Annotated in this window: 22 protein-coding genes; 15 read left to right on the forward strand and 7 right to left on the reverse strand. The window is 32.0% G+C overall.

Annotation, left to right across the window (positions count from 1 at the left end; translation table 11 throughout):
* The first annotated feature begins 179 nt into the window (after positions 1-179).
* Positions 180-1,364: an elongation factor Tu gene (gene tuf / locus CD113_RS10775; protein ID WP_002465098.1), complete on the forward strand. Its 1,185-nt coding sequence runs from the start codon at positions 180-182 to the stop codon at positions 1,362-1,364.
* Between the two features lie 254 nt (positions 1,365-1,618).
* Here the strand turns inward: tuf and CD113_RS10780 are convergent, their stop codons facing one another.
* The gene (locus CD113_RS10780; protein WP_002465097.1) at positions 1,619-2,785 is read right to left on the reverse strand and encodes a M20 family metallopeptidase; all 1,167 of its coding nucleotides are present in this window, start codon (positions 2,783-2,785) and stop codon (positions 1,619-1,621) included.
* A 157-nt stretch (positions 2,786-2,942) separates the two neighbouring features.
* Here CD113_RS10780 and CD113_RS10785 point away from each other — a divergent pair, with 157 nt between their 5' ends.
* The 6 genes from CD113_RS10785 to CD113_RS10810 all read left to right on the forward strand — a co-directional run bounded on the left by CD113_RS10785 (position 2,943) and on the right by CD113_RS10810 (position 8,032).
* Positions 2,943-4,130 (forward strand): glycine C-acetyltransferase, encoded by a 1,188-nt coding sequence (locus CD113_RS10785; protein ID WP_002465096.1) that lies wholly within the window; start codon positions 2,943-2,945, stop codon positions 4,128-4,130.
* 325 nt (positions 4,131-4,455) lie between these two features.
* Complete coding sequence (locus CD113_RS10790) at positions 4,456-4,797, forward strand: GNAT family N-acetyltransferase (protein ID WP_002465095.1); 342 nt, start codon at positions 4,456-4,458, stop codon at positions 4,795-4,797.
* 11 nt (positions 4,798-4,808) lie between these two features.
* Positions 4,809-5,228 (forward strand): NUDIX hydrolase, encoded by a 420-nt coding sequence (locus tag CD113_RS10795; RefSeq protein WP_002465094.1) that lies wholly within the window; start codon positions 4,809-4,811, stop codon positions 5,226-5,228.
* A gap of 98 nt (positions 5,229-5,326) precedes the next feature.
* A complete protein-coding gene (hchA, locus tag CD113_RS10800) occupies positions 5,327-6,202 on the forward strand; it encodes a glyoxalase III HchA (RefSeq protein WP_002465093.1) in 876 nt (291 codons plus the stop codon).
* A gap of 252 nt (positions 6,203-6,454) precedes the next feature.
* Positions 6,455-7,102: an SDR family oxidoreductase gene (locus CD113_RS10805; RefSeq protein WP_002465092.1), complete on the forward strand. Its 648-nt coding sequence runs from the start codon at positions 6,455-6,457 to the stop codon at positions 7,100-7,102.
* 21 nt (positions 7,103-7,123) lie between these two features.
* Entirely contained in the window at positions 7,124-8,032 is a 909-nt protein-coding gene (locus CD113_RS10810) for an alpha/beta hydrolase (protein ID WP_002465091.1), read from the forward strand.
* Between the two features lie 230 nt (positions 8,033-8,262).
* Here the strand turns inward: CD113_RS10810 and CD113_RS10815 are convergent, their stop codons facing one another.
* The 3 genes from CD113_RS10815 to CD113_RS10825 all read right to left on the reverse strand — a co-directional run bounded on the left by CD113_RS10815 (position 8,263) and on the right by CD113_RS10825 (position 11,536).
* Positions 8,263-9,030, reverse strand: a complete 768-nt coding sequence (locus CD113_RS10815) for a DeoR/GlpR family DNA-binding transcription regulator (protein ID WP_002465090.1) — start codon at positions 9,028-9,030, stop codon at positions 8,263-8,265.
* A gap of 176 nt (positions 9,031-9,206) precedes the next feature.
* Complete coding sequence (locus CD113_RS10820) at positions 9,207-10,442, reverse strand: MFS transporter (protein ID WP_002465089.1); 1,236 nt, start codon at positions 10,440-10,442, stop codon at positions 9,207-9,209.
* A gap of 26 nt (positions 10,443-10,468) precedes the next feature.
* Positions 10,469-11,536 carry an alcohol dehydrogenase catalytic domain-containing protein gene (locus CD113_RS10825; protein WP_002465088.1) on the reverse strand — a complete coding sequence of 356 codons (1,068 nt, stop codon included), beginning with the start codon at positions 11,534-11,536 and terminating at the stop codon, positions 10,469-10,471.
* 210 nt (positions 11,537-11,746) lie between these two features.
* On the opposite strand from CD113_RS10825, the gene CD113_RS10830 reads away from it, so the two are divergent.
* The 4 genes from CD113_RS10830 to CD113_RS10845 all read left to right on the forward strand — a co-directional run bounded on the left by CD113_RS10830 (position 11,747) and on the right by CD113_RS10845 (position 17,315).
* On the forward strand, positions 11,747-13,381 hold the full coding sequence (locus CD113_RS10830) for a ribulokinase (protein ID WP_002465087.1): 1,635 nt from the start codon (positions 11,747-11,749) through the stop codon (positions 13,379-13,381).
* Positions 13,382-14,103: 722 nt separating this feature from the next.
* Complete coding sequence (locus CD113_RS10835; protein WP_002464129.1) at positions 14,104-15,063, forward strand: L-threonine 3-dehydrogenase; 960 nt, start codon at positions 14,104-14,106, stop codon at positions 15,061-15,063.
* A gap of 337 nt (positions 15,064-15,400) precedes the next feature.
* Entirely contained in the window at positions 15,401-16,477 is a 1,077-nt protein-coding gene (locus CD113_RS10840; RefSeq protein ID WP_002464127.1) for a branched-chain amino acid aminotransferase, read from the forward strand.
* Between the two features lie 154 nt (positions 16,478-16,631).
* Positions 16,632-17,315, forward strand: a complete 684-nt coding sequence (locus CD113_RS10845) for an HAD family hydrolase (RefSeq protein WP_002464124.1) — start codon at positions 16,632-16,634, stop codon at positions 17,313-17,315.
* A gap of 242 nt (positions 17,316-17,557) precedes the next feature.
* Here the strand turns inward: CD113_RS10845 and CD113_RS10850 are convergent, their stop codons facing one another.
* Together CD113_RS10850 and CD113_RS10855 are read right to left on the reverse strand one after the other, a co-directional pair.
* Positions 17,558-18,223, reverse strand: a complete 666-nt coding sequence (locus tag CD113_RS10850; protein WP_002464122.1) for a deoxynucleoside kinase — start codon at positions 18,221-18,223, stop codon at positions 17,558-17,560.
* Entirely contained in the window at positions 18,216-18,833 is a 618-nt protein-coding gene (locus CD113_RS10855) for a deoxynucleoside kinase (RefSeq protein WP_002464120.1), read from the reverse strand. Before CD113_RS10855 ends, CD113_RS10850 begins: the two co-directional genes overlap by 8 nt.
* A gap of 66 nt (positions 18,834-18,899) precedes the next feature.
* Between CD113_RS10855 and tadA the strand changes: the two genes are divergently transcribed.
* From tadA to sdgB, 4 genes are all read left to right on the forward strand, one after another.
* Complete coding sequence (gene tadA, locus CD113_RS10860) at positions 18,900-19,370, forward strand: tRNA adenosine(34) deaminase TadA (protein WP_002464118.1); 471 nt, start codon at positions 18,900-18,902, stop codon at positions 19,368-19,370.
* Positions 19,371-19,484: 114 nt separating this feature from the next.
* A complete protein-coding gene (locus tag CD113_RS10865) occupies positions 19,485-20,354 on the forward strand; it encodes a Cof-type HAD-IIB family hydrolase (protein WP_002464117.1) in 870 nt (289 codons plus the stop codon).
* Positions 20,355-20,377: 23 nt separating this feature from the next.
* Positions 20,378-20,944, forward strand: a complete 567-nt coding sequence (locus CD113_RS10870) for an NADPH-dependent FMN reductase (RefSeq protein ID WP_002464116.1) — start codon at positions 20,378-20,380, stop codon at positions 20,942-20,944.
* Between the two features lie 261 nt (positions 20,945-21,205).
* Positions 21,206-22,705 carry a serine-aspartate repeat adhesin O-glycosyltransferase SdgB gene (gene sdgB, locus CD113_RS10875; protein WP_002464115.1) on the forward strand — a complete coding sequence of 500 codons (1,500 nt, stop codon included), beginning with the start codon at positions 21,206-21,208 and terminating at the stop codon, positions 22,703-22,705.
* Positions 22,706-22,787: 82 nt separating this feature from the next.
* Here the strand turns inward: sdgB and sdgA are convergent, their stop codons facing one another.
* A complete protein-coding gene (gene sdgA, locus CD113_RS10880; RefSeq protein WP_002464114.1) occupies positions 22,788-24,254 on the reverse strand; it encodes a serine-aspartate repeat adhesin O-glycosyltransferase SdgA in 1,467 nt (488 codons plus the stop codon).
* Positions 24,255-24,622 lie beyond the last annotated feature (368 nt).

Below are 24,622 nucleotides of genomic sequence, written 5' to 3' on the forward strand. Positions count from 1 at the left end.
AACTGAGCTTATTGTAAGCTATCATCTTTAAAGTTTGATTTTTTCGGATATATGCATTATAAAGGAATTATGAATTTCTTTTTTGCAAACACTGTAAATCATCTTCTCATGATGGTGAGAAACTGTCATGAGAGATAAAATTTAAATTAATTTTCAATAAGAATAGGAGAGATTTTATAATGGCTAAAGAAAAATTCGATCGTTCAAAAGAACATGCCAATATTGGTACTATCGGTCACGTTGACCATGGTAAAACTACTTTAACAGCTGCTATCGCAACTGTATTAGCAAAAAATGGTGACTCAGTTGCACAATCATATGACATGATTGACAATGCTCCAGAAGAAAAAGAACGTGGTATCACAATCAATACTTCTCACATTGAGTATCAAACTGACAAACGTCACTATGCTCACGTTGACTGCCCAGGACACGCTGACTATGTTAAAAACATGATCACTGGTGCTGCTCAAATGGACGGCGGTATCTTAGTAGTATCTGCTGCTGATGGTCCAATGCCACAAACTCGTGAACACATCTTATTATCACGTAACGTTGGTGTTCCAGCATTAGTAGTATTCTTAAACAAAGTTGACATGGTTGACGATGAAGAATTATTAGAATTAGTTGAAATGGAAGTTCGTGACTTATTAAGCGAATATGACTTCCCAGGTGATGATGTACCTGTAATCGCTGGTTCAGCTTTAAAAGCTTTAGAAGGCGACGAAAAATACGAACAAAAAATCTTAGACTTAATGCAAGCTGTAGATGACTACATCCCAACTCCAGAACGTGATTCTGACAAACCATTCATGATGCCAGTTGAGGACGTATTCTCAATCACTGGTCGTGGTACTGTTGCAACAGGCCGTGTTGAACGTGGTCAAATCAAAGTTGGTGAAGAAGTTGAAATCATCGGATTACACGAAACTTCTAAAACAACTGTTACTGGTGTAGAAATGTTCCGTAAATTATTGGACTACGCTGAAGCTGGTGACAACATTGGTGCATTATTACGTGGTGTTGCTCGTGAAGACGTACAACGTGGTCAAGTATTAGCTGCTCCTGGTTCAATCACACCACACACTAACTTCAAAGCTGAAGTTTATGTATTATCAAAAGACGAAGGTGGACGTCATACTCCATTCTTCTCAAACTATCGTCCACAATTCTATTTCCGTACTACTGACGTAACTGGTGTTGTTAATTTACCAGAAGGTACTGAAATGGTAATGCCTGGTGATAACGTTGAAATGACAGTAGAATTAATCGCTCCTATCGCGATTGAAGACGGTACTCGTTTCTCAATCCGTGAAGGTGGACGTACTGTAGGATCAGGCGTTGTTACTGAAATCATTAAATAATATCTAATTCATTTTGGATATTATATAAAAGACCCCATGATGGGGTCTTTTTTTTGCTTATATTTCATGTCACATCGTTAAATTACAATTTTAAGACAATGATAATCGACAATTTATAGTTCGAAAATGACTTTTAAGTCGTTTTACAGACAATGTATTAATATCAAACGAATGATAGCGTAAAATAATCCAAAATAAACCTCGAGCTTCTTCTTTTGACTATAGCTCGAGGTTTTATTCATTTTTTCAATGGATTAAAATACGTTTTCTATATCTAAGATTTTCAAGAAGACACTGACTGCATATTTTAATGAATACTCATCGATATCAAAATGAGGATTGTGGTGAGGTGCAGTAATACCTTTAGTATCATTACCACATCCTGTTAAGAAAAAGGCGCCTGGACGAACTTTTAAATAGTGGGAAAAGTCTTCACCAATCATCATTAAATCAGCTTCATTAAAGCGTAAATTTAATTCATTAGTAGCTTGTTTCACCACTTTATAAGCTTGTTCATTATTGTGGACGGGTAAGTATCCTTTGATATAATTTAAGTCGTAATCTATATCATTGGCGATAGACAAGCCTTGTAATAGTTTATCCATTTTAAACTTAATATGGTCTTGGATAGCTGTATCAAAAGTTCTTACTGTACCTTTACAGAAAGCTTGATCTGGAATAACACTATCTGAAGTACCAGCTTGAATCATACCAAAAGTAAGGACAGCTTGTTTCACTGGATCAATAGTTCTTGAAATGATTTTTTGTGCACTTAATATAAATTCAGCCATAATAACAATAGGATCGATGGTTTCATGAGGTTTCGCACCATGTCCACCTTTACCTTTAATGGTAACGCTAAATTCATCTGGAGAAGCCATAATTGCACCAGGACGTGAATAGATTGTCCCTGTTGGATAACCGCTCCATAAATGTGTACCAAAAATTTTGTCAACATCATCTAGACAGCCGGCATCAATCATTTCTTGTGATCCACCAGGCATTATTTCTTCGCCATATTGGAAGATTAATACAACATTACCTTGTAAAAGGTGTTTATGTTCTTCAATAATTTCTGCAACAGTAAGTAAAATAGCGGTATGTCCATCATGACCACAAGCGTGCATACAACCTGTATTTTTAGATTTATAAGGGACATCATTTAACTCGTCAATAGGTAGCGCATCAAAATCAGCTCTTAATGCAATTGTTGGACCACTACCATTACCTTTGAAAGTAGCTTTAATACCATTGCGACCAACTGGTGTTTCAATGTCACAAGAATATTGACTCAATTGACTTATAATATAGTCATGTGTTTGAAATTCTTCAAAAGATAACTCTGGATATTGATGTAAGTAACGACGATATTGAATTGTCTTATGTTCTTTACTACTTGCTAATTGAAACCAATCTAACACATTAATCACTACTTCCTAACAATTATTAATATTTATTCATTTTATCATAAATAAATTGAGTTATTACAATTTATTGCATGAAATGATAAGGCTTTCATGTTCTATAGTTTTAAGGTATGATATAGATATTAATAAACACTCAAGGAGGATATTTATAGTGGTTCAATCATTACATGATTTTTTAGATGAAAATATAAATTATTTAAAAGATAATGGACTATACAACGAAATCGATACAATTGAAGGAGCAAATGGTCCGGAAATTAACATTAATGGGAAATCGTATGTAAACTTATCTTCAAATAACTATTTAGGACTAGCAACAGATGAAGATTTGAAGCAGGCAGCTAAAGGAGCAATTGATACGCATGGTGTGGGTGCTGGTGCTGTTAGATCAATTAATGGGACGTTAGATTTACATGATGAATTAGAAGAGACATTAGCGAAATTTAAAGGAACTGAAGCAGCTATTGCTTATCAATCAGGATTTAATTGTAATATGGCTGCAATTTCAGCAGTAATGAATAAAAATGACGCTATTTTATCGGATGAATTAAATCATGCCTCTATTATTGATGGTTGCCGTTTATCAAAAGCTAAAATCATTCGAGTTAATCATTCTGATATGGAAGATTTACGTGCTAAAGCGAAAGAAGCAGTAGAGTCTGGTCAATATAATAAGGTGATGTATATTACCGATGGCGTCTTTAGTATGGATGGCGATGTAGCTAAATTACCAGAAATTGTAGAAATTGCTGAAGAATTTGGGTTGTTGACTTATGTTGATGATGCCCACGGTTCAGGTGTTATGGGTAAAGGTACAGGTACAGTTAAACATTTTGGCCTACAAGATAAGATTGATTTCCAAATTGGTACATTATCTAAAGCTATCGGAGTAGTGGGTGGTTATGTAGCTGGAACTAAAGAACTTATTGATTGGTTAAAAGCACAATCACGTCCATTCTTGTTCTCAACTTCATTAGCGCCAGGTGATACAAAGGCTATCACAGAAGCAGTTAAAAAATTAATGGCTTCTACAGAGTTACATGATAAGTTATGGGATAACGCTCAATATTTAAAAGATGGCTTATCAAAATTAGGATTCAATACAGGAGAATCTGAAACACCAATTACACCAGTCATCATTGGTGATGAAAAGACAACACAACAATTTAGTAAGCTTCTAAAAGATGAAGGTATTTACGTTAAATCAATTGTCTTCCCAACAGTACCAAGAGGCACAGGTCGTGTAAGAAATATGCCTACAGCCGCACATAGTAAAGCAATGTTAGATAAAGCTATTGCAGCTTATGAAAAAGTTGGTAAAGAAATGAATTTAATTTAATAATGTGACATGAATTGCCTAGGACTATTGTTAATCATCATTATATTTGAATAACTATAAATTCAACTATATAGATGATTAGCATATAAGTTTTAGGCTTTTTTGATTATTGCTGAACTAAGAACAAATATTGCTAAGGAGGATAGTGTATATTGTATTTGCGAGAATTAAAACAGGAAGATGACAAAAGCTACAAAGATTATATAACTAAGTAGCAACAAAGCAAGGAACATATTGTCCCCCCAAGCATTACCAATATCGCTAAGTATGATTCTTTTGCATCTTTAGTTAAACGTTTAAATGAGGCGCAGACATCGAATCATACATGAGTACTTCAACCACATTATTTTGTTTTGATGAATATATAGATAACATTTTAGGAGCTATCAATATTAGGCATCATTTAAATGAACAATTACAACAAATTGGTGGCCATATTGGTTATGGTGTAAGTCCAGGATATAGAGCATTAGGCATAGCGAAATTTATGGTTACAGTAGCATTAGAAATTTTAACAGAAATGAATATAACGCAAGTACTTATCACATATGACGATAATAATATTGCGTCACAAAAAGTCATCAATCATTTCAAAGCCAAAGAAATCATGTCTTATCTTAAACAAGAAGGTAAGAAAGTTAGACGCTATATTATTGATTTATCATAGAGGTGTGTTACATGAAAGAATTAAAAGTAGTATATGCATTAATTACCAATAGTCATGATGAAGTATTACTAGTGTTGAATCGTGATAATAATGAATGGTCATTACCTGGAGGCAAAGTTGAACGACAAGAAACACTAGAATGTGCGTTGAAACGAGAAGTATATGAAGAAACTGGATTATCATGTGAAGTTGGAGATGTAGTCAGTATTAATGAAGCACAGTCTTCGCACTATCAATTGCATACATTGTTTATTATGTTTAAAGCAACAATCAATAATACTGAAATCAAGACACAAATGATGGAAGAAATAAAGGATGTACAATGGTTTACTATTAAGCAAGCAGATCAATTATTAACATATTATGAGCATAGTTTATATCAATTTTTAACTAACCATGCAACATACTATGATGAAGGTATTTTAGAATAATTAATAATAACGTTAAAACATATCATTGGCATTAAATGTTTTAGCAGAGTAATATTTGTCTATAGTATTACAAATAGAGAGAAAGAAGGAATTTAATAATGACTCAAGATGTAAATCAATTAAGTAAGCAACCTACACCAGACCAAGCAGAAGATAATGCGTATTTTCCATCACCATACTCATTAAGTCAATATACGGCACCTAAAACAGACTTTGATGGTGTTGAACATAAAGGTGCCTATCAAGGCGGCAAATGGAAAGTATTGATGATTGCTGCAGAAGAACGTTATGTATTATTACAAAATGGTAAAATGTTCTCAACTGGTAACCACCCAGTAGAAATGTTATTACCGTTACATCATCTTATGGAAGCAGGATTCGATGTTGATATTGCAACTTTAACAGGTTATCCAGTTAAATTAGAACTATGGGCAATGCCAACTGAAGATGAAGCGGTATTAGGCACATATGAAAAATTAAAAGCTAAATTGAAACAACCTAAAAAATTATCAGATGTCATCAAAAATGACTTAGGTCCAGATTCAGAATATCTTTCTGTATTTATTCCAGGTGGACATGCTGCAGTTGTAGGTATTTCAGAAAGTGAAGATGTACAAACAACTTTAGACTGGGCTTTAGAAAATGATAAATTTATTATCACTTTATGTCATGGACCAGCTGCATTATTATCAGCAGGTTTAAATAGAGACAAATCTCCATTTGAAGGCTATAAAGTATGTGTCTTCCCAGATGCATTAGATGAAGGTGCAAACCTAGATATAGGTTATTTACCAGGACGCTTAAAATGGTTAGTAGCAGATTTATTAACGAAACAAGGTTTAGAAGTTGTTAATGAAGATATGACTGGTCGTACATTAAAAGATCGTAAATTATTAACTGGTGATAGCCCATTAGCATCAAATGACTTAGGTAAATTAGCAGTCAATGAAATGTTAAAAGAAATAGAAGCATAATAAATAAGTGTGTCCGTTTTTATATAATTGGGCACACTTTTTTAGCATGGACAGTTTTTTATCTAAAAATTAATCGTCAATTAAACTAGATTCTTAAATAATTGACGATAATAAATGAATATATCCAAATATGTAAAAACTTATAAAGAATTCCAAAATACGCATCAAAAATAAAAGACGTATAACAGCAATATAGACAAGGTATATCAATTCATAAAAATAACAGTAAATCAAAATAACGGGGTGTCGTAAATGACTAATAAAAATATTTTAATTATTGGAGCAAGTGGTCAAATATCACAACAACTTGTCCAACAGTTGTTAGAACAAACAACGGATAACTTAACTTTGTTTTTAAGAAATGCTAATAAACTATCATCAACTCAAATTAATCATCCTCGAGTTAATGTTATTGAAGGTGATGCTACCAACCAAAATCATATAGAAGATGCCTTATCTAATATTGATATCGTATTCGCAAGTTTAGCTGGTGACATAGATCAACAAGCACAGGTAATTGTAACAAGTATGCAACATCAACAAGTAGAAAGACTTATCTTTGTAACAGCATTAGGTATTTATGATGAAGTTCCTGGAGAGTTTGGCTTTTGGAATGATAAAAATATTGGAGCATACTTACCACCATATAGAAAAGCAGCAGATATTATTGAAGCATCATCATTAAACTATACTATCTTAAGACCTGCGTGGTTAACAAACAATGATGAAATTGATTATGAACCTACTCCAAAAGGTGAGCCGTTCAAAGGTACAGAGGTATCAAGAAAAAGTGTGGCAGCATTAGGAGCAACGATTATAGAAAATCCAGAATTATATAAATACGCCAATATAGGTGTTAATAAGCCTAATACTGATGGTGTAAAACCTTCTTGGTTATAAATAAAAAAGGTGGTAGAATTTATGAAACATGTAACATTTAAAAATAATCAATTAACTATAGTAGGAAATATGTATTTTCCACAAGATTTTAATGAATCTTTAACTTACCCAGCAATTGTAGTTGGACATCCTGCTGGTGGCGTCAAAGAACAAACAGCAGGTCTATATGCAGAGCGTTTAGCTCAATTAGGTTATGTCACATTAGCATACGATGCTAGTTATCAAGGAGAAAGTGAAGGACAACCTAGACAACTCGAAGATCCACATGCACGCGTTGAAGATATAAGAGCAGCAGTGGATTATTTTACTACACTATCTTATATAGATAACGATAGAATTGGTTTACTAGGAATTTGTGCTAGTGGTGCTTATGTTATTAAAGCGGCACAAACTGATAAACGTGTAAAAGCAGTTGCAGGTATAAGTGCATCAGATATTGGACAAATTTTCAGATATGGTTGGACTGGAGACCAGTCACTTCAAGATACGTTAAATACTTTAGCGCAAGTATCAAGTGAACGCACTGCAGAAGCAAACGGACAAGAAATGCAAACAATAGGTTTTGTACCAGAAGCAGACGAAATTACTGAAGAGACACCACAAGAAATGAAAGATGGTCATGAATATTATCGAACACCGCGTGCCAATCATCCGAGAGCTAATAATAAAATACCATTCATTAGTTTCGATAGAATCATTGAATTTACTGCATTTGATCTTGTTAGTGAATTATTAACTCAACCATTACTAGTTATTGCTGGTAGTGAAGCTGGTACACGTTGGCTAACAGAACAAGTTTATGACAAAGCTAATGAACCTAAAGAGGTATTGTATGTCGAAGGTGCCAATCATTTTGATATGTATGATAAAGAACCATATGTTACAGAAGCGGTCGATAAAATGGAAACATTCTTCAAACAATATTTATAAAATTAAGAGCTAAATACCTACCAATAGATTGAAAAAACCCTAAACTGTATTGCGACACAGTTTGGGGTTTTTAACGTTTCATTGACAACATGACTAATTTATATAGATGATTAAATACGCTTCATACAATAATCACGCTAAAAATGATTGTTCACAAATCATATAATATCATCAATTTAATGATAGCTTAACTTAATTAAAAGTAACCTCCTATTTTATCTAATATGTAATCATTTCTGAGATGTATCTACAGCTATGACGTTAGGAATAACATTTCTATAAGCTGATAAATCTTGATAATCATCAGTGATTAACGTATGAATTTTAGTCGGTGGACATACTTGATAAAAAGCCACTTTATCTAGTTTAGAACTATCAGTAAGTAAATATACTTCTTTCGCCTGTTCAATCATTTGTCGTTTAGCAGGAACAAAATCTTCACTAAAATGAGTGATACCATTGATTGCATCAACAGCAGGTGTAGCTATAAAGGCTTTTAAAGCATTCATTGATTTAAGCGTATCAGTAGTTAAAAAGCCATTTAAAACATAATTATTTGTATATAACACGCCACCAGTAACTATAACTTTGTGGTTTGATGAGCGTAAAATAGATGCCATATGGATATCATTAGTAATTATTGTTAAATGCTGTTTATTTAATAATTCTTTAGCAAATAATAGCGTTGTCGAGCCAGAATCAATAATAATCGTATCATAATCATTAACAAATTCTGCTGCTTTTTTACCAATTAATAATTTTTCATCTAAAAAGGTCGTTGCACGATCGTCAAAATTTAATTCATCATAGACATCATTATTATTAAGTATGACACCACCATGCGTACGTTTAATCTGGTTAAATTTTTCAAGTTTATTTAAATCACGTCTTATAGTTGCATCGTGGACATTAAATTCTTGTGCTAATGTATGTACGGTTGCTGTTTTATATTGTTGTAAATAGGATATAATTTTTTGTTCTCTTTCTGCTGGTAACATGTCACACTCTCCATTAAAAAATTAGTTAATATATCGTGTATTATTGCAATAGTATAACAAATATTGTGTTGCAGGTGAATTAAATACAATTTGTATAAACTTACAAGATAGCTAACTAAATAAAAGAGGACAATACGTGTGTTTGTACACAACATATTGTCCAACTATATTAAACGTTATTCTATTTCTCCATATTGTTGGCTTTTAGACATTTTTATAAAGAACGTTAGGATTGAACTAATAAAGTATAAACCACCTAAGATCCAAATAATACCTAATTCACCAAAAGGTTTTAAAGCAAAATGTACAATCATTGGACCAACGAATACTGGTAGTCCAGCACCTAAATTTAAAATGGCTAAAGTGGCACCTTTATCTTTTTTAACTAATGATGGTACAAGTGCAGATAGGGGAACATATGCTGCAATAAAGATACCCCATAGTAGACCAACAAATGTAAGTAAATAAATATTGCCATCTGTCCATAATGGCACATAACCCATTAGTAGACAAGATATACCACTACCAATACCACCAAAGATCATAACAGTATTACGCCAACCTATTTTATCACCAACAATGCCCCAGAATAAATTGAAGACAATGTTACCAAAGAAGATGGCAGACCAAACTGCTAGCCACTTAGATGTTGGAATACCGAAAGATTCTAAATAAAGTGGTAAAAAGACTGGAAAAGCAAATTGTGCTGTTGTATTAATAACACGGACAATACCACCTAGTAATACTTTAGGTTCTTCAATAATAATAGTAAATCCTTTTGTCATTTCTAATAATTTTGCTTTAGCATTACTCTTATCAGTAGGTAATGTGTCTTTATTAATAACAATAGCGAAGACACCACCTATAACTACCCAGATTAATGAACTCCATAATGTACCGATATGGCCAAACCATTCAATCGCTACGATAGAATACAATGCACCAAGTACATTTAGGCCACCGGTAAATACTAACCAGAACCAACCAACTGCAGCACCTAACGTACGTTGTTCAGAACGATAAGAAATCCATACTAAGAATGAATAAGCAAATAATGGATAACCTAGTCCTCTCAGTGCATATGCCGGATACATAATTGCTAAGTTTTCAGAAGGTAATGCTATACCTACGAAACATACAGTACCAATGATATATAAAATAAGACCTAACATCATTGTACGTTTACCACCAAGTGCTTCTGCAAGGACACCACTAAACCAACTTGCAATTGTTACAGTGATACCATAGCAAGAAAATAGTGTACTTACTTCCCCGCTAGCAAAACCGTTATGCTGTAAATATGGACTTAACCAACCAATTTCTAAGCCGTCGCCCATCATGAAAATCAAGATTCCTATATAACCCCAGACGATTTGACGAGGCATACCTAAAAAAGTTGAATGATTATTCATCGTATTCTCTCCTTATATATGAACAATTAAGCCCAGTGATATCTTAAATAAGTTTTTTTCCATCCTTTGTGTGCAGCAGTATCATCCATTGCTTTATTTAAATCTTCTTTACTATAAATATCATAGTATTTTTCAGGAATTAATTTTTGTAAAGCTTGACGATATTCTTCATTTTCAAATGTTTGAATTAACTGTTCGAATTCTATTTTAGTACTTCTAGAGCTGCCAGATAATGTTAATCCTTTCTCTAAAACATCACGAGTATTGATGCCAACTAAATCTTCTGTAACACCCATTAAAACTAATTGTCCTTGTCTATCAATTAAATCGATAGCTTGATTAATTGCTGATTCAGAGAATTTACCGCCACAACATTCAAATACTGTATGCACGCCTTTATGACTACTAAAATCATAGTCGAATACAAGATGAGTTGTAGCAAAGTTGTCGAATTCTTGTAATTTTTCTTCAACAGCACCAAAAACAAGTAAATTTTCTTTAGCAACGCCGTATATATAATGAAGTGCAGTAGCTGCTAAATAACCAACAGGACCATCACCAAAAACTGCAACTTGTGGTGAAGAAGCTGTTGTAAGTTCTTTAAGTTGGTTGATAGGGAATAATGATACTGAACATAGTTCTGATAATAATGCGACATCTTCATCTAAATGTTCTGGTATTTTAACGATGTTTTCTCCAGGAACAACCATTCTATCTTGGCAAATTCCATCATAGCCACTACCCATGAACACAGCATTTTCATCATAGTTATCCATTAAATCAGTTTTTTCAAAATCACCATGACGTAAGCGTGATGGAATATTTGGAACGATGACAACTTTATCTCCTTGAGTAAAATTAGGATGTTTAGAATCTTCAATAATTCCTATACCTTCATGGAATAAAGCCATTGGCAATTTTTTATCTAATGCTTCTTGACGACGATTACCAGTATAGTAACGTAGGTCAGCATGACATACACTTGCTTTTGTAGGATTTACAATTACATCACCCTCATTAAAGTCATGTTCGATCGTCGTATATTCGAATTCACCTGGTTTGATTAAACGATATACATTTGATTTTATGCTCATTTATGTTCATCTCCTATTAATTTGTGTTTATTTTGTGTACAACAACAATAGTAAACGCTTACACTTACATAAGTCAATAGTTTTATGCGTGATTTTGCTCATAATTTTATTTTTAAGTTTAAAAGCATTGATTTTTTGTTCGTTTATGCTTATTATTTAAGAAAACGCTTTCTAAAAATGAAAAGTGGTTTACTTAATGGGGGTATTATAATGACTTATAGTATAGGAATTGATTTTGGTACTGGTTCAGGTCGTGCTTTTTTAATAGATACAGATAATGGTCAAGTGGTAGCAAAATATATTAAACCTTATACACACGGCACTATAGAACGTGCTTTACATGGTAAGAAAATTCCACATTCATTTGCATTACAAAACGGAAATGACTATATGGAAGTGATTGAAGAAGGAATTCCTAATATCATGGAACAAGCTCAAGTTGCTCCAGATGAAGTTGTAGGTATAGGTATTGATTTTACGTCATCAACAGTTATTTTTACAGATGATCAATTGACACCAATTCATAATTTACCTGGATTTGAAGATAATCCGCATGCCTATGTTAAATTATGGAAACATCATGGGGCGCATAAAGAAGCAGACCTATTATTCCAAACTGCATTAGCAAATAAAAATCGTTGGTTAGGTTACTATGGATATAATGTAAGTAGTGAGTGGATGATTCCAAAAATTATGGAAGTCATGAACCAAGCACCAGAAGTTATGGAAGTAACTGACAATATTATGGAAGCAGGAGACTGGATAGTTAATAAGCTAACAGGTGACAATGTCCGCTCTAATTGTGGGTTAGGATTTAAATCATTTTGGGAAGAAGAATCTGGGTTCCACTATGATTTATTCGATAAAGTAGATGAAAATTTATCACAAGTGGTTAAAAACAAAGTTGATGCACCGATTGTAAAAATTGGTGAAACAGTTGGTACACTTGATCCTGCAATGGCAGAAAAATTAGGGTTATCTCCAAATACTAAAGTAAGTCCATTTATTATAGATGCACATTCAAGTTTATTGGGTATTGGTTCAGAGCAAGATAAACAAATGACCATGGTCATTGGAACAAGTACATGCCATTTGATGTTAAATGAAAAGCAACATGAAGTACCTGGGATTTCTGGTTCAGTCAAAGGTGCAATTATCCCAGAATTATATGCCTATGAAGCAGGACAATCCGCAGTTGGTGATTTATTTGAATATGTTGTCAAACAGACACCTAAAGAATATATGGATGAGGCGGAACAACAAGGAATTTCAATTTTTGAATTATTGAATAATAAAGTAAAAGATCAATTACCAGGTGAAAGTGGCTTGATTGCTTTAGATTGGCATAATGGTAACAGAAGTGTCTTAAGTGATAGTAATTTAACAGGTTGTTTATTTGGTTTAACGTTACAAACTAAACATGAAGAAATTTATCGTGCTTATTTAGAAGCAACGGCTTTTGGTACTAAGATGATTATGCAACAATATCAAAGTTGGAATATGGATGTAGAGACTGTCTTTGCTTGTGGTGGTATTCCTAAAAAGAATCCATTAATGATGGACATTTATGCTAATGTGTTAAATAAAAAAGTAACTGTCATTGATAGTGAATTTGCTCCAGCGATTGGGGCAGCAATTTTAGGTGCTGTTTGCGGTGGTGCGCATCAATCATTAAATGAAGCTATCAATGCCATGAAAGAACCTGTGTTATATGAAATTACACCAGAAGAACAAAAAGTTAAACGTTATAAAAAATTATTTAGTGCGTATAAAGAATTACATGATATTCACGGATATAAAAAAGCTAGAATTATGCGTAACGTTAATAAATTAAAAGAAAGTTAACAAGACATAATCAATTATAATGCACCTGTCAGTCATTAAAGATTGGCAGGTGTTTTATTGTGCGCTGACAATATGCAGTTATAATAATCGGTTCTCTATTTCCTACGATTAGTCAAGTGCTTATAAATAAAATAAGAATAATTTAAAACGCAAATTATTTTGAAGCCGAGACTCCTGAGGGAGCAGTGCTAGTCGAAGACTACAGGCTGAGACAGCACCCTAGGAAGGGACCCAACACAGAAAAACTGGTTATCCAGTTTTTTCATGCAATGCAGGTTGGGCATAGCGAGGCTAAAAAAATAATTATGTATCAGTCCTATTTGGGAGAGAACCTAACAATCATCTATACATCGTCAAATTCAACTCGCCATTACATATTTTTGTCTGTTCACAATAAAATTATTGGATTCATATATGTTAACTATTATTAGTTTACTTATATTATCATCATCAAAAAAATAATGCTATGAGCAAAATAAATAGCGGTTTAGTTATATACATAGAAAGACTTAAGCTACCTTATTGTGACAATGACTATAAAGTATTCGCTTTTTTGTAAACATTATCTAATATAAGGTCGTTTTTACAGTTTTAATGACTAATGGATGTATTCACGGAGTATACAAGTAAGCGCTTTTATATTATAATAAAGACGAAAATGAATATTGTGTGCACATCAAAAGGACATAAACTTTTCAAAAGAGACAAAGGAGATAATTTCTATGAAAAAAATTATGATTACAGGTGCATTAGGACAAATTGGGACGGAATTAGTAGTTAAATGCAGAGAAATTTATGGAACAGATAATGTATTAGCTACAGATATTAGAGAGCCTGAAGCAGATTCCCCAGTGCAGGATGGACCATTTGAAATTTTAGATGTTACAGATCGAGATCATATGTTTGAATTAGTTGAAAATTTTGGTGCAGATAGCTTGATGCATATGGCTGCACTGTTATCTGCAACAGCAGAAAAGAACCCACTTTTGGCATGGGACTTGAATATGGGTGGATTAATGAATGCATTAGAAGCGGCTAGAACCTATCATCTACATTTCTTCACACCAAGTTCTATTGGTGCATTTGGAGATTCTACACCAAAAGTAAATACACCACAAGTGACTATTCAACAGCCAACAACTATGTATGGCGTAAACAAAGTTGCAGGAGAATTACTATGCCAATATTACTTTATTAAATTTGGTGTAGATACTAGAAGTGTGAGATTCCCTGGTTTGATTTCACACGTTAAAGAACCTGGCGGAGGCACTACTGATTATGCTGTTGAAATTTTCTTTGATGCAGTGAGAAAAGGGCATTACACAAGCTTTATTGATAAAGGTACATATATGGATATGATGTATATGGATGATGCCATTGATGCTATTATCAAATTAATGGAAGCTGATGGAGCAAAATTAGAAACAAGAAATGGTTATAATTTAAGTGCGATGAGTTTTGATCCAGAAATGGTAACAGCTGCGATTCAAGAACATTATCCAGAATTTACAATCGATTATGACGTTGATCCAGTACGTCAAAGTATTGCCAATAGTTGGCCTGATTCAATTGATACAAGTTGTTCACGTGGTGAATGGGGATTTAATCCTAAATATGACTTAGAGGGTATGACTAAATTAATGTTAGATGCTATTGAACAAAAAGAAGCAATTACTAAATAATTAGCCATCATCTTAAAAGACAATTCATAAATGAAAGATAAGATAAACAGCCAAAGTAATGTGTACTTTGGTTGTTTCAATTTTAATGAAATGACGTTAGGAGATAACTAACATAAATGGGATGATAATACTCTAAAAAGTTGATGACAGACATTGTCAGTTATTAATACCAGAAACAGACTACTTGTCAATAAGAAAAAAGGACATATATACTTAAATATATGCTAAAGTGGTAATTAATTTTGAATTTTTAGAAAATTAATTGCTAAGTAATATCACGATTGCTATAATTTAAATTAAATTATTTGAACAATATTGTTATTAGGAGGCAATAATCATGTCACAAAATGTTAAAGTTGAACAACGTCAATCATTAAAAGAAAAACCTGATACTTCTAGTCTAGGTTTCGGTAAATATTTTACAGATTACATGTTGAGTTACGATTATGATGCAGATAAAGGATGGCATGATTTGAAGATTGTGCCTTATGGACCAATTGAAATATCTCCAGCTGCACAAGGTATCCATTATGGTCAATCAGTATTTGAAGGGTTAAAAGCCTATAAACGTAATGGAGAAGTTGTGTTATTCCGTCCTGAAGAGAACTTTAAACGTATTAATAATTCTTTAGCACGTTTAGAAATGCCACAAGTTGATGAAGCAACATTACTCGAAGGATTAAAACAATTAGTAGATTTAGAAAGAGACTGGGTACCTGAAGGTGAAGGTCAATCTTTATACATTAGACCGTTTGTGTTCGCAACAGCTGGTGAATTAGGCGTAGGTGCATCTCATCAATATAAATTATTAATTATTTTATCACCATCAGGTGCATATTATGGTGGAGACACTTTAAAACCAACTAAAATTTATGTAGAAGATGAATATGTACGTGCCGTACGAGGTGGCGTAGGATTTGCCAAAGTAGCAGGTAACTATGCAGCTAGTTTATTAGCACAAACAAATGCTAATAATTTAGGATATGACCAAGTATTATGGCTAGATGGTGTTGAACAAAAATATGTTGAAGAAGTAGGAAGCATGAATATCTTCTTTGTTGAAAATGGTAAAGTGGTAACGCCTGAATTAAATGGAAGTATTTTACCTGGTATTACACGTAAATCTATTATCGAACTAGCGAAAGATTTAGGCTATGAAGTTGAAGAACGTCGCGTTTCAATTGATGAATTGTTCGAAGCATATGATAAAGGTGAATTAACAGAGGTGTTTGGAAGTGGTACCGCTGCTGTTATCTCACCAGTAGGAACATTACGTTATGAAGATAGAGAAATTGTTATCAATAATAATGAAACTGGCGAAGTTACACAAAAACTATATGATGTTTATACTGGAATCCAAAATGGAACATTAGAAGATAAATATGGCTGGAGAGTAGTCGTACCTAATTATTAATATCTATGAAGTAACAAGCTACAAATGTTGATATTTAACATTTAGTAGCTTGTTTATTTTTATTATTCTTAGTATAGTCATTTCGCATATTTGTGTAATAAACATTATTATAATACGATTAAATAGAAAAAGAGAAATAGGAGTATTGATACTAATGGAATGGATATTATTTGATAAAGATGGTACGTTAATAGAATTTGATCATAGTTGGGAAAAAATTGGAGTAAGATTTGTTGAACAATTATTAGAAACATTTCCAGTATATGACAAAGAAGCAGCACTAAGACAGTTAGGCGTCATTAATAACAAAATAAATCCACAATCAGTGATGGGGTCAGGCTCGTTAACACAAATTATAGAAGCTTTTAATGATGTAACGCATAGTGATACTACTGATTGGGCTAAATCAACAAGTCAACAATTAGTTGATAACAGAGAACCAGAAATTAATTGGGTTCCAGGTGTTAAGGATGCTATATTAAATTTGAAACAACAGGGCTATAAAGTAGGTATTGTAACAAGTGATACTAAAAAAGGTGTAGATCAATTTTTAGAGTATACGAATAGTGAAAATTTATTTGATTTAATCATTTCCACAGAAGCTCATGCCTATGAAAAACCTGATGCACGAGTATTAGCACCTTTATTTGATCATTATCAAATTGATCCACAACAAGTTGCCATAGTTGGAGATACCAATAATGATATGCAAACAGCAGTTAATGCTAAACTTGGTCTTGCCGTAGGTGTCTTAACAGGTATAGCAACAAGAGAAGAATTAGAACAAGCAGATGTAATTATTGATAGTGCCAAAGACATTTTGGATGCTATTAAATAAAATTATAGCCATGAATTAATAAAGTATCATAGCATTATTTATTCATGCCATCTAATCAAATAAAAACTTAAGTCCCATTAATGTTAAGCTCATACTAAACACTAATGGGACTTATATTATAGGTATTAAATAAATAACAATACTGACAAAGGTATAAAATTTTATTTCCTTTGTCTAAAAATTAGCGTAATATACGCTCTTAATACGCACATCATTAATTATTTTTACGAATCATCAAGTCGTTATTGTCGCTGATCAATCGCACGGTGCGTATTAATGATATGGGCAATTTTATCAATAATAGGATCTAAAGAATTTGGATTAGAATGAATATCATAGTCATTGATATTTACTCTAACTACTGGACATGCATTGAATTGATTAATCCAATCATCATAGCGTTTAAATAATTTTTTCCAGTAATCAGGATCTGTATTAATTTCCATTTCACGTCCACGTTCTTTAATACGTTCAATGACCTCATCGTAATCGCATTCTAAATAGATAAGGACATCTGGTTTTGGAAAATAAGGTGTCATGACCATAGCATTAAATAAATCAGAATACGTTTGGAAATCTTCTTCTGTCATCGTACCTTGTTCTTCGTGCATTTTAGCAAAAATATCGACATCTTCATAAATAGAACGATCTTGTATAAATCCACCGCCATATTCAAACATACGTTTTTGTTCTTTAAAACGTTCTGCTAAGAAATAAATTTGTAAATGAAAACTCCAGCGCTGAAAATCACTATAAAACTTATCCAAATAAGGATTATGATCAACATTTTCGAAAGAAGTTTTGAAATTAAGTTTATCTGCAAGTGCCTGTGTCAAAGTAGATTTACCTACACCTACAGTTCCTGCTATCGTAATAATAGCATTTTGAGGTATATCAAAATTAGTCATGAGTTAAATCTCCTATCATCGGTTGAATTAGTTGTAAGATGTACTGATAATCTTCAGCATTCTGTATAAAATCAAGATGGCTTGTATCAATTAACACGACATGTTCACCATTATTTTTAAGTGATTCATAATATTCACGATAATCTTTTTTGAGCGCTAATAAATAATCATCTTCAATTTGATGTTCAAAAGAACGATTACGTTTAGCGATTCTAGCTTTTAAAATATCTAAATCTGCATCTAAAAAGATAATCATATTCGGCATAATCATATCTTCAGTCAAAATATCGTATATTTTACTAAATTTATGATATTCAGTGGGGTTAAGTGTATTCTTAGCGAATATTTTATTTTTATGAATATGATAATCACTCACAACACCTTGATTGAGTTCAGCAACATCCTTAAATTGCTTATATCTATTACATAAAAAGAACATCTCTGTTTGAAAACTCCATTTTGAAATATCTTCATAAAAATCTGATAAAAAAGGATTTTCGCCAATAATTTCTTTTTCTTCAAAAAAGTCGAGTGTCTGGCTTAATTTATGTGCTAGTGACGATTTGCCAACACCAATAGGTCCTTCAATTGCTATAAAAGGTTTATTCATATTCACAACTCCAAATGTTAAAATAGACAATGAGTATTGTAACATAAGTGAGGGATATGAACATAAATGACAACTGATGAATATTTTATGACATTAGCAATACAAGAAGCTCAAAAGGCAGAACGAATGGGTGAAGTACCCATAGGTGCAATTATTACTAAAAATGGTGAAGTTATTGCCAGAGCACATAATTTAAGAGAAACATTACAACAGCCAACTGCACATGCTGAACATCTTGCTATAGAACGTGCAGCAAAGGTGATTGGTAGTTGGCGATTAGAAGCGTGTACATTGTATGTCACTTTAGAACCATGTGTCATGTGTGCTGGTGCAATTGTTATGAGTCGTATCCCACGAGTTGTCTATGGTGCGGATGACCCGAAAGGTGGTTGTAGTGGCAGTTTAATGAATTTATTACAATATAATGATTTTAACCATCGTGCCATTGTTGAAAAGGGGATACTGCAAGATAACTGTAGTCAATTATTAACAAACTTTTTTAAACAATTAAGACATAATAAGAAATCCACCAAGTAGGGGATAGTACATCAATGCCATGTTTTGGTAAAATAAGCAATATAACAATAAATCATATAAATTTTGATAATGCTATTTTGTAATGAAACAATATAGATAGAAAGAGGGAACAACATGATTAAATTAATAGCAACAGATATGGATGGTACATTGCTTAATGCAGCACATGAAATATCGCAAACTAATATAGATGCCATAAAATATGCACAACAGCAAGGTATTACAGTAGTTATCGCTACTGGTAGAGCATTTTATGAAGCACAAACACCAGTGGCAGATACTGATTTAATCGTGCCATATATCTGTTTGAATGGTGCGGAAGTGCGCGATGAAACCTTTAATGTGATGAGTACATCTCATTTAAATAAGGAACTTGTACATAAAATTACTAACGTTTTAAATGATGCAGGAATATATTATCAAGTATATACAAACCGTGCTATTTATACTGAAAATCCACAACGAGATTTAGATATCTATATTGATATTGCAGAACGTGCTGGTCAACATGCTAACGTTGATAAAATTAAAAATGGCATTCAACGACGCATTGATAATGGTACTTTAAAAGTAGTAGATAATTATTCAGCCATCGAAGATATTCCAGGAGAATTAATCATGAAAATATTAGCTTTTGATGGAGATTTAGACAAAATTGACCAAGCAGGTCAAATATTAGCAGCATCTCCTAATTTAGCAATTTCTTCATCATCACGAGGTAACTTAGAAATTACTCATTCAGATGCACAAAAAGGAATAGCATTGGAAACTATTGCTGAACGATTAGGTATTAGTATGGAAGATGTTATGGCTGTAGGGGATAACTTAAACGATGTATCAATGCTAGAGCGTGTAGGTTATCCGGTAGCAATGGCCAATGCAACTGACAAAGTAAAAGAAGTCGCACAATTTGTTACAGATAGTAATGAAAATAGTGGTGTTGGTAAAGCCATAATGAAATTATTAACAGAGAATAATAACTAATTTTTAAATTGAGGGGTCAAATGATGAAAGGATTAATTATTATAGGTAGTGCACAAACAAATTCACATACAAGTGCATTAGGAAGATATCTTATTGAACATTTTAAAACTCATGATATAGATGTAGACATCTTTGATTTAGCACAAAAACCATTAAATCAATTAGATTTTTCAGGTACAACACCTTCAATAGATCAAATTAAACAACATGCAGCTGAATTAGAATCAAAAGCTATGGAAGCGGATTTTTTAGTGTTAGGGACACCAAATTATCATGGCTCATACTCAGGCATACTAAAAAATGCGTTAGACCATTTAAATATGGATTATTTTAAGATGAAACCAGTAGGCTTAATTGGTAATAGTGGTGGTATAGTTAGTGCCGAACCATTATCTCATTTAAGAGTCATTGTCCGTAGTTTATTAGGTATAGCAGTACCTACTCAAATAGCAACTCATGATTCAGATTATGCTAAAGATGATGATGGCATATATTATTTAAATGACAGTGAATTCCAATTACGTGCAAGACTTTTTGTAGATCAAATTGTCTCATTTGCACACAACAGTCCTTATGAACATTTAAAATAATAATTAACTAGAGTAAAGAAGTAGTCCAATTTTTAGGATTACTTCTTTTTATTATTGAAATTTTATTATTGAAAAAATTTGATATTGGAAAATTTGATATTGGAAATTTTATTATTGAAAAAAGTTAGTTATTGAATGATAGCAGAAGTAGTTAAATTACCTTGACTTTAAATACTTTATTAAATTTCAAAAAGATATAATTATTCAAAATTTTATCATGTGTTATACTTATAACAAAAATTCGATAAAGTGGTGTATGGTATGTATTATTTTGTAGTAAATAATTTAGGGAAAAGTATAACAGGTATTGAAAAAGCGGTCATCAATCGTTTGTCTTTATTTAAAGAAATCAATCAACCAGCGAAGTGTATTTTTTTAGCGTGGAATAGATTTCAAGCACGTCATGCAAGTAAATTTTTAAAATCAGATGAATATATTAACATGTATGACTATCTACAAGAAGCACATTATATTAGCAATGTAGTGACTACAAACTGGATAAAATATTGGCAAGAAGAATGTCATTATACGTTAAAATTTGTGGATAACAGTAATGATGTGCGTATATATGATAAAGATACATTTATTATGTATGTGCATTTTTTAGATAGCGGATTACAAGTTTTAGATTATATTAATCATTTTGATAGTCATCGTAAGAAAATTCGTAGAGATTTTTATGATGTTAGAGGCTTTTTAAGCTGCTCTAGATTTCTAGAAAATAGCCAAACTACATTATGTGAATTTTACTATTCGCCACATGGTAACATTAAATTGGAAAAGTATTTCACACAACATGAAGACAAGCAACAATTAAAGAAAATAATATATCATAATGGTAATGATGATTATTTTTTTAACAATGATACTGAACTAGGCGCCTATTTTATTGAACAACTATATCATAAAGGTGATGTCTTCTTTAGCGATAAAAATCTCTATACAGCACCAATATTTAATTTAACAGATCGTCGTATACCAGTAGTTGGTGTGTTACATAGTACTCATATTAAAAATATAGAGCAACTGGAAACGTCACGTTATAAAAATGTGTATAAAGCTTTATTCGACAATTTAGATCGTTACGCAGCAATCGTTGTATCTACAAAAGCACAAAAAGTAGATGTTACAAACCGTATCCAACATGATATTCCAGTCATTAATATACCTGTTGGCTATAGTGAAGCGGTTGACTTCGACTTTAATCAACCAAGTCTAGATCCTATCAAATTAATATCAGTCGCTCGTTATTCGCCTGAAAAGCAATTACATCAACAAATCGAATTAATCAAAAAACTTAAATCGTTTTATCCTAATATTCAATTACATATGTATGGTTTTGGTTCAGAACATGATAAATTAAAGTCTTTAATTGCCGAGTATAATTTAGAGCAAAATATTTTGTTGCGAGGTTTCTTACCTAACTTAGAGAATGAGTATCGCCAAGCTTACGCGAGTTTAATTACAAGTAATATGGAAGGTTTTTCACTAGCATTACTTGAATCATTGTCACATGGTGTTCCTACAATTAGTTATGACATTAAATATGGTCCAAGTGAACTTATTGACGACCACATTAATGGTGTATTAGTACCTAAAAATGATGAAGAACAACTTTTTAGTAGTGTGAAATATTTATTAGATAATCCAAGTTTACAAAGATATTATTCAGAAGAAAGTTTAATAAAAGCAAGTACATATTCTAAAGATTTAATATGTAATACGTGGGATAATTTCTTACGTATGCTACCGTCAAAATAGTTAAAATAAAGCATTTTTCTATGCATTAACCATTTAAAAGGTTAGTTAATTAGAAAAATGCTTTTTATATTACAATGAAAAGTTATTGTGTGATAGTTTGCCATTTCTTAATTATCACATCATCATAAAAGCTTTCAGCTGTTTGTATACTATTTAAGGAGAATTGTGTTAATTTCTGACGGTCACTTAATAATAAATCGATCTTGTCAACCAAACTATTTATATCATTTGGTTGAATAAGGAAACCGTTATAATTAGATTCTATCATCTCAGCAGGACCGTATTTATTATCGTAACTTATTACTGGCGTACCAACTGCAATAGATTCTAAAATAACTAAACCAACCCCCTCCATCATACTTGTGAAAATCATCATATCTGCAGTTGCTATTTCATGCTCAATGTTTGTTGAAAAATCATGAATTGTAATATTTGATGATAGGTTATTTTCGACGATCAGTTGTTGATATTCTTCAGCGCCGTTACCGTGACCAAAGATATCTAATTTTAGTGAAGGATATTTAGTAACTAGCCTTTTTACTGCTTCTATTTGATGTTTAATTTGCTTACCAGGCACTAACCTAGCAACTGAAATCAATCTATTGTTTACTTTTTTATCGAAGTCAATGTCATGTTTGACTGAACTAGCAGAACCAGGAGGAATAACATGAACAGGAATCTGTTGATTAATATAATCAACGACATCTAATTGCTGTTGAATCGTTGACACAACAATAGCTTGATATCTATCTATGTTATCGAATATAGGCTTGTAATAACTTTTAATCTGATTATCACCGACAATTTGAGTACTATGTAACACAGCTATGACAGGTATTGTTGGAAGTTGGTTAATGATTTGACCTAATTCATGAGGTCTATCTAGAATAAATTGGTCGCCATGTTGATAAAGACATTGATAAAAATAAATGATTAAATCACGTTCGTTATTAAAATAATGAGTAGAATTCGATTCATATAATATTATTTTAGTTAATTCATTGTTATTGTTAGTTAAATTAAAATATTTTTGAATCTTTAAGTCACCATGAGGGGAGAAATAATTTTCTAGTACGACACGTTGATGATCTCCAAGAATACGTGAACAACTTAAAAAACCTCTATAATCATACATTTCTCGCTTGATCTTTTTATTATTAATATCAAAATAATTAATGTAATTAAGCTTATTATGATGTCTATCAAAAAAATGTGCATACATTGTAAACACGCCGTTATGATAGATTCTGACATCATTTGAATTTGGCACAAATTTTAGTTCATAACGACATTCATCTTCCCAAAATTGTATCCAGTTTTTAGCAATAGACATCCTTTCGTTAATACTTTGTTGAAAATAATCGTACATAGTAAAAACATCATCTACGACATTAAATTTTTCAGCGTTAGCGTATAGATACGGATTCCAACTAGTGTAAATACAAGTTGCTGGCATATTAAATTGTTTGAATAGTTGTAATCTATTGAGTTGTGCTTTTTCTACTCCTGTAATTTTACCTTCCAGAATAGTCCCTAAAAAATAATTCATTATAACCTCCATCTATTGAGTTTAAATATCTGTAATAACAACTTAAAATTTAGACTCATTTTCTTAATATAACAATACTTCTCTTGATATAAGATGTCCAATAAATTTATTTATTTGTAATAATTATATTTTATATAACATTAAATTAATTCGATAGTGTATTAAATTAACTATTGAAAATTTTAGCCAATTGAATTGAAGGTGATTATAGAAACAATATCAAACAATTTTAAAAATTAGATAAAAAAATAATGGTAAATAAAATAATTATATGAATATAACTGTTTATTGTTTTACCAAAATGAAAATAAAAACATAAATGAAAAGTTTTAATCAATTGAACTTCATTCAAAAATGTAATATTATAT

Source organism: Staphylococcus simiae (assembly GCF_002902085.1).
Lineage (GTDB): Bacteria > Bacillota > Bacilli > Staphylococcales > Staphylococcaceae > Staphylococcus > Staphylococcus simiae.

Excerpts from the sequence above, each read along its gene's own strand:
- CD113_RS10865 (WP_002464117.1), top strand. The coding sequence starts at position 19,485 with ATGATTAAATTAATAGCAACAGATATGGATGGTACATTGCTTAATGCA.
- CD113_RS10835 (WP_002464129.1), top strand. The coding sequence starts at position 14,104 with ATGAAAAAAATTATGATTACAGGTGCATTAGGACAAATTGGGACGGAA.
- CD113_RS10825 (WP_002465088.1), bottom strand. The coding sequence starts at position 11,536 with ATGAGCATAAAATCAAATGTATATCGTTTAATCAAACCAGGTGAATTC.
- CD113_RS10815 (WP_002465090.1), bottom strand. The coding sequence starts at position 9,030 with ATGTTACCAGCAGAAAGAGAACAAAAAATTATATCCTATTTACAACAA.
- CD113_RS10850 (WP_002464122.1), bottom strand. The coding sequence starts at position 18,223 with ATGACTAATTTTGATATACCTCAAAATGCTATTATTACGATAGCAGGA.
- CD113_RS10845 (WP_002464124.1), top strand. The coding sequence starts at position 16,632 with ATGGAATGGATATTATTTGATAAAGATGGTACGTTAATAGAATTTGAT.
- tadA (WP_002464118.1), top strand. The coding sequence starts at position 18,900 with ATGACAACTGATGAATATTTTATGACATTAGCAATACAAGAAGCTCAA.
- CD113_RS10855 (WP_002464120.1), bottom strand. The coding sequence starts at position 18,833 with ATGAATAAACCTTTTATAGCAATTGAAGGACCTATTGGTGTTGGCAAA.
- hchA (WP_002465093.1), top strand. The coding sequence starts at position 5,327 with ATGACTCAAGATGTAAATCAATTAAGTAAGCAACCTACACCAGACCAA.
- CD113_RS10870 (WP_002464116.1), top strand. The coding sequence starts at position 20,378 with ATGAAAGGATTAATTATTATAGGTAGTGCACAAACAAATTCACATACA.
- CD113_RS10805 (WP_002465092.1), top strand. The coding sequence starts at position 6,455 with ATGACTAATAAAAATATTTTAATTATTGGAGCAAGTGGTCAAATATCA.
- CD113_RS10790 (WP_002465095.1), top strand. The coding sequence starts at position 4,456 with ATGAGTACTTCAACCACATTATTTTGTTTTGATGAATATATAGATAAC.
- sdgB (WP_002464115.1), top strand. The coding sequence starts at position 21,206 with ATGTATTATTTTGTAGTAAATAATTTAGGGAAAAGTATAACAGGTATT.
- tuf (WP_002465098.1), top strand. The coding sequence starts at position 180 with ATGGCTAAAGAAAAATTCGATCGTTCAAAAGAACATGCCAATATTGGT.
- CD113_RS10830 (WP_002465087.1), top strand. The coding sequence starts at position 11,747 with ATGACTTATAGTATAGGAATTGATTTTGGTACTGGTTCAGGTCGTGCT.
- sdgA (WP_002464114.1), bottom strand. The coding sequence starts at position 24,254 with ATGAATTATTTTTTAGGGACTATTCTGGAAGGTAAAATTACAGGAGTA.
- CD113_RS10820 (WP_002465089.1), bottom strand. The coding sequence starts at position 10,442 with ATGAATAATCATTCAACTTTTTTAGGTATGCCTCGTCAAATCGTCTGG.
- CD113_RS10795 (WP_002465094.1), top strand. The coding sequence starts at position 4,809 with ATGAAAGAATTAAAAGTAGTATATGCATTAATTACCAATAGTCATGAT.
- CD113_RS10840 (WP_002464127.1), top strand. The coding sequence starts at position 15,401 with ATGTCACAAAATGTTAAAGTTGAACAACGTCAATCATTAAAAGAAAAA.
- CD113_RS10810 (WP_002465091.1), top strand. The coding sequence starts at position 7,124 with ATGAAACATGTAACATTTAAAAATAATCAATTAACTATAGTAGGAAAT.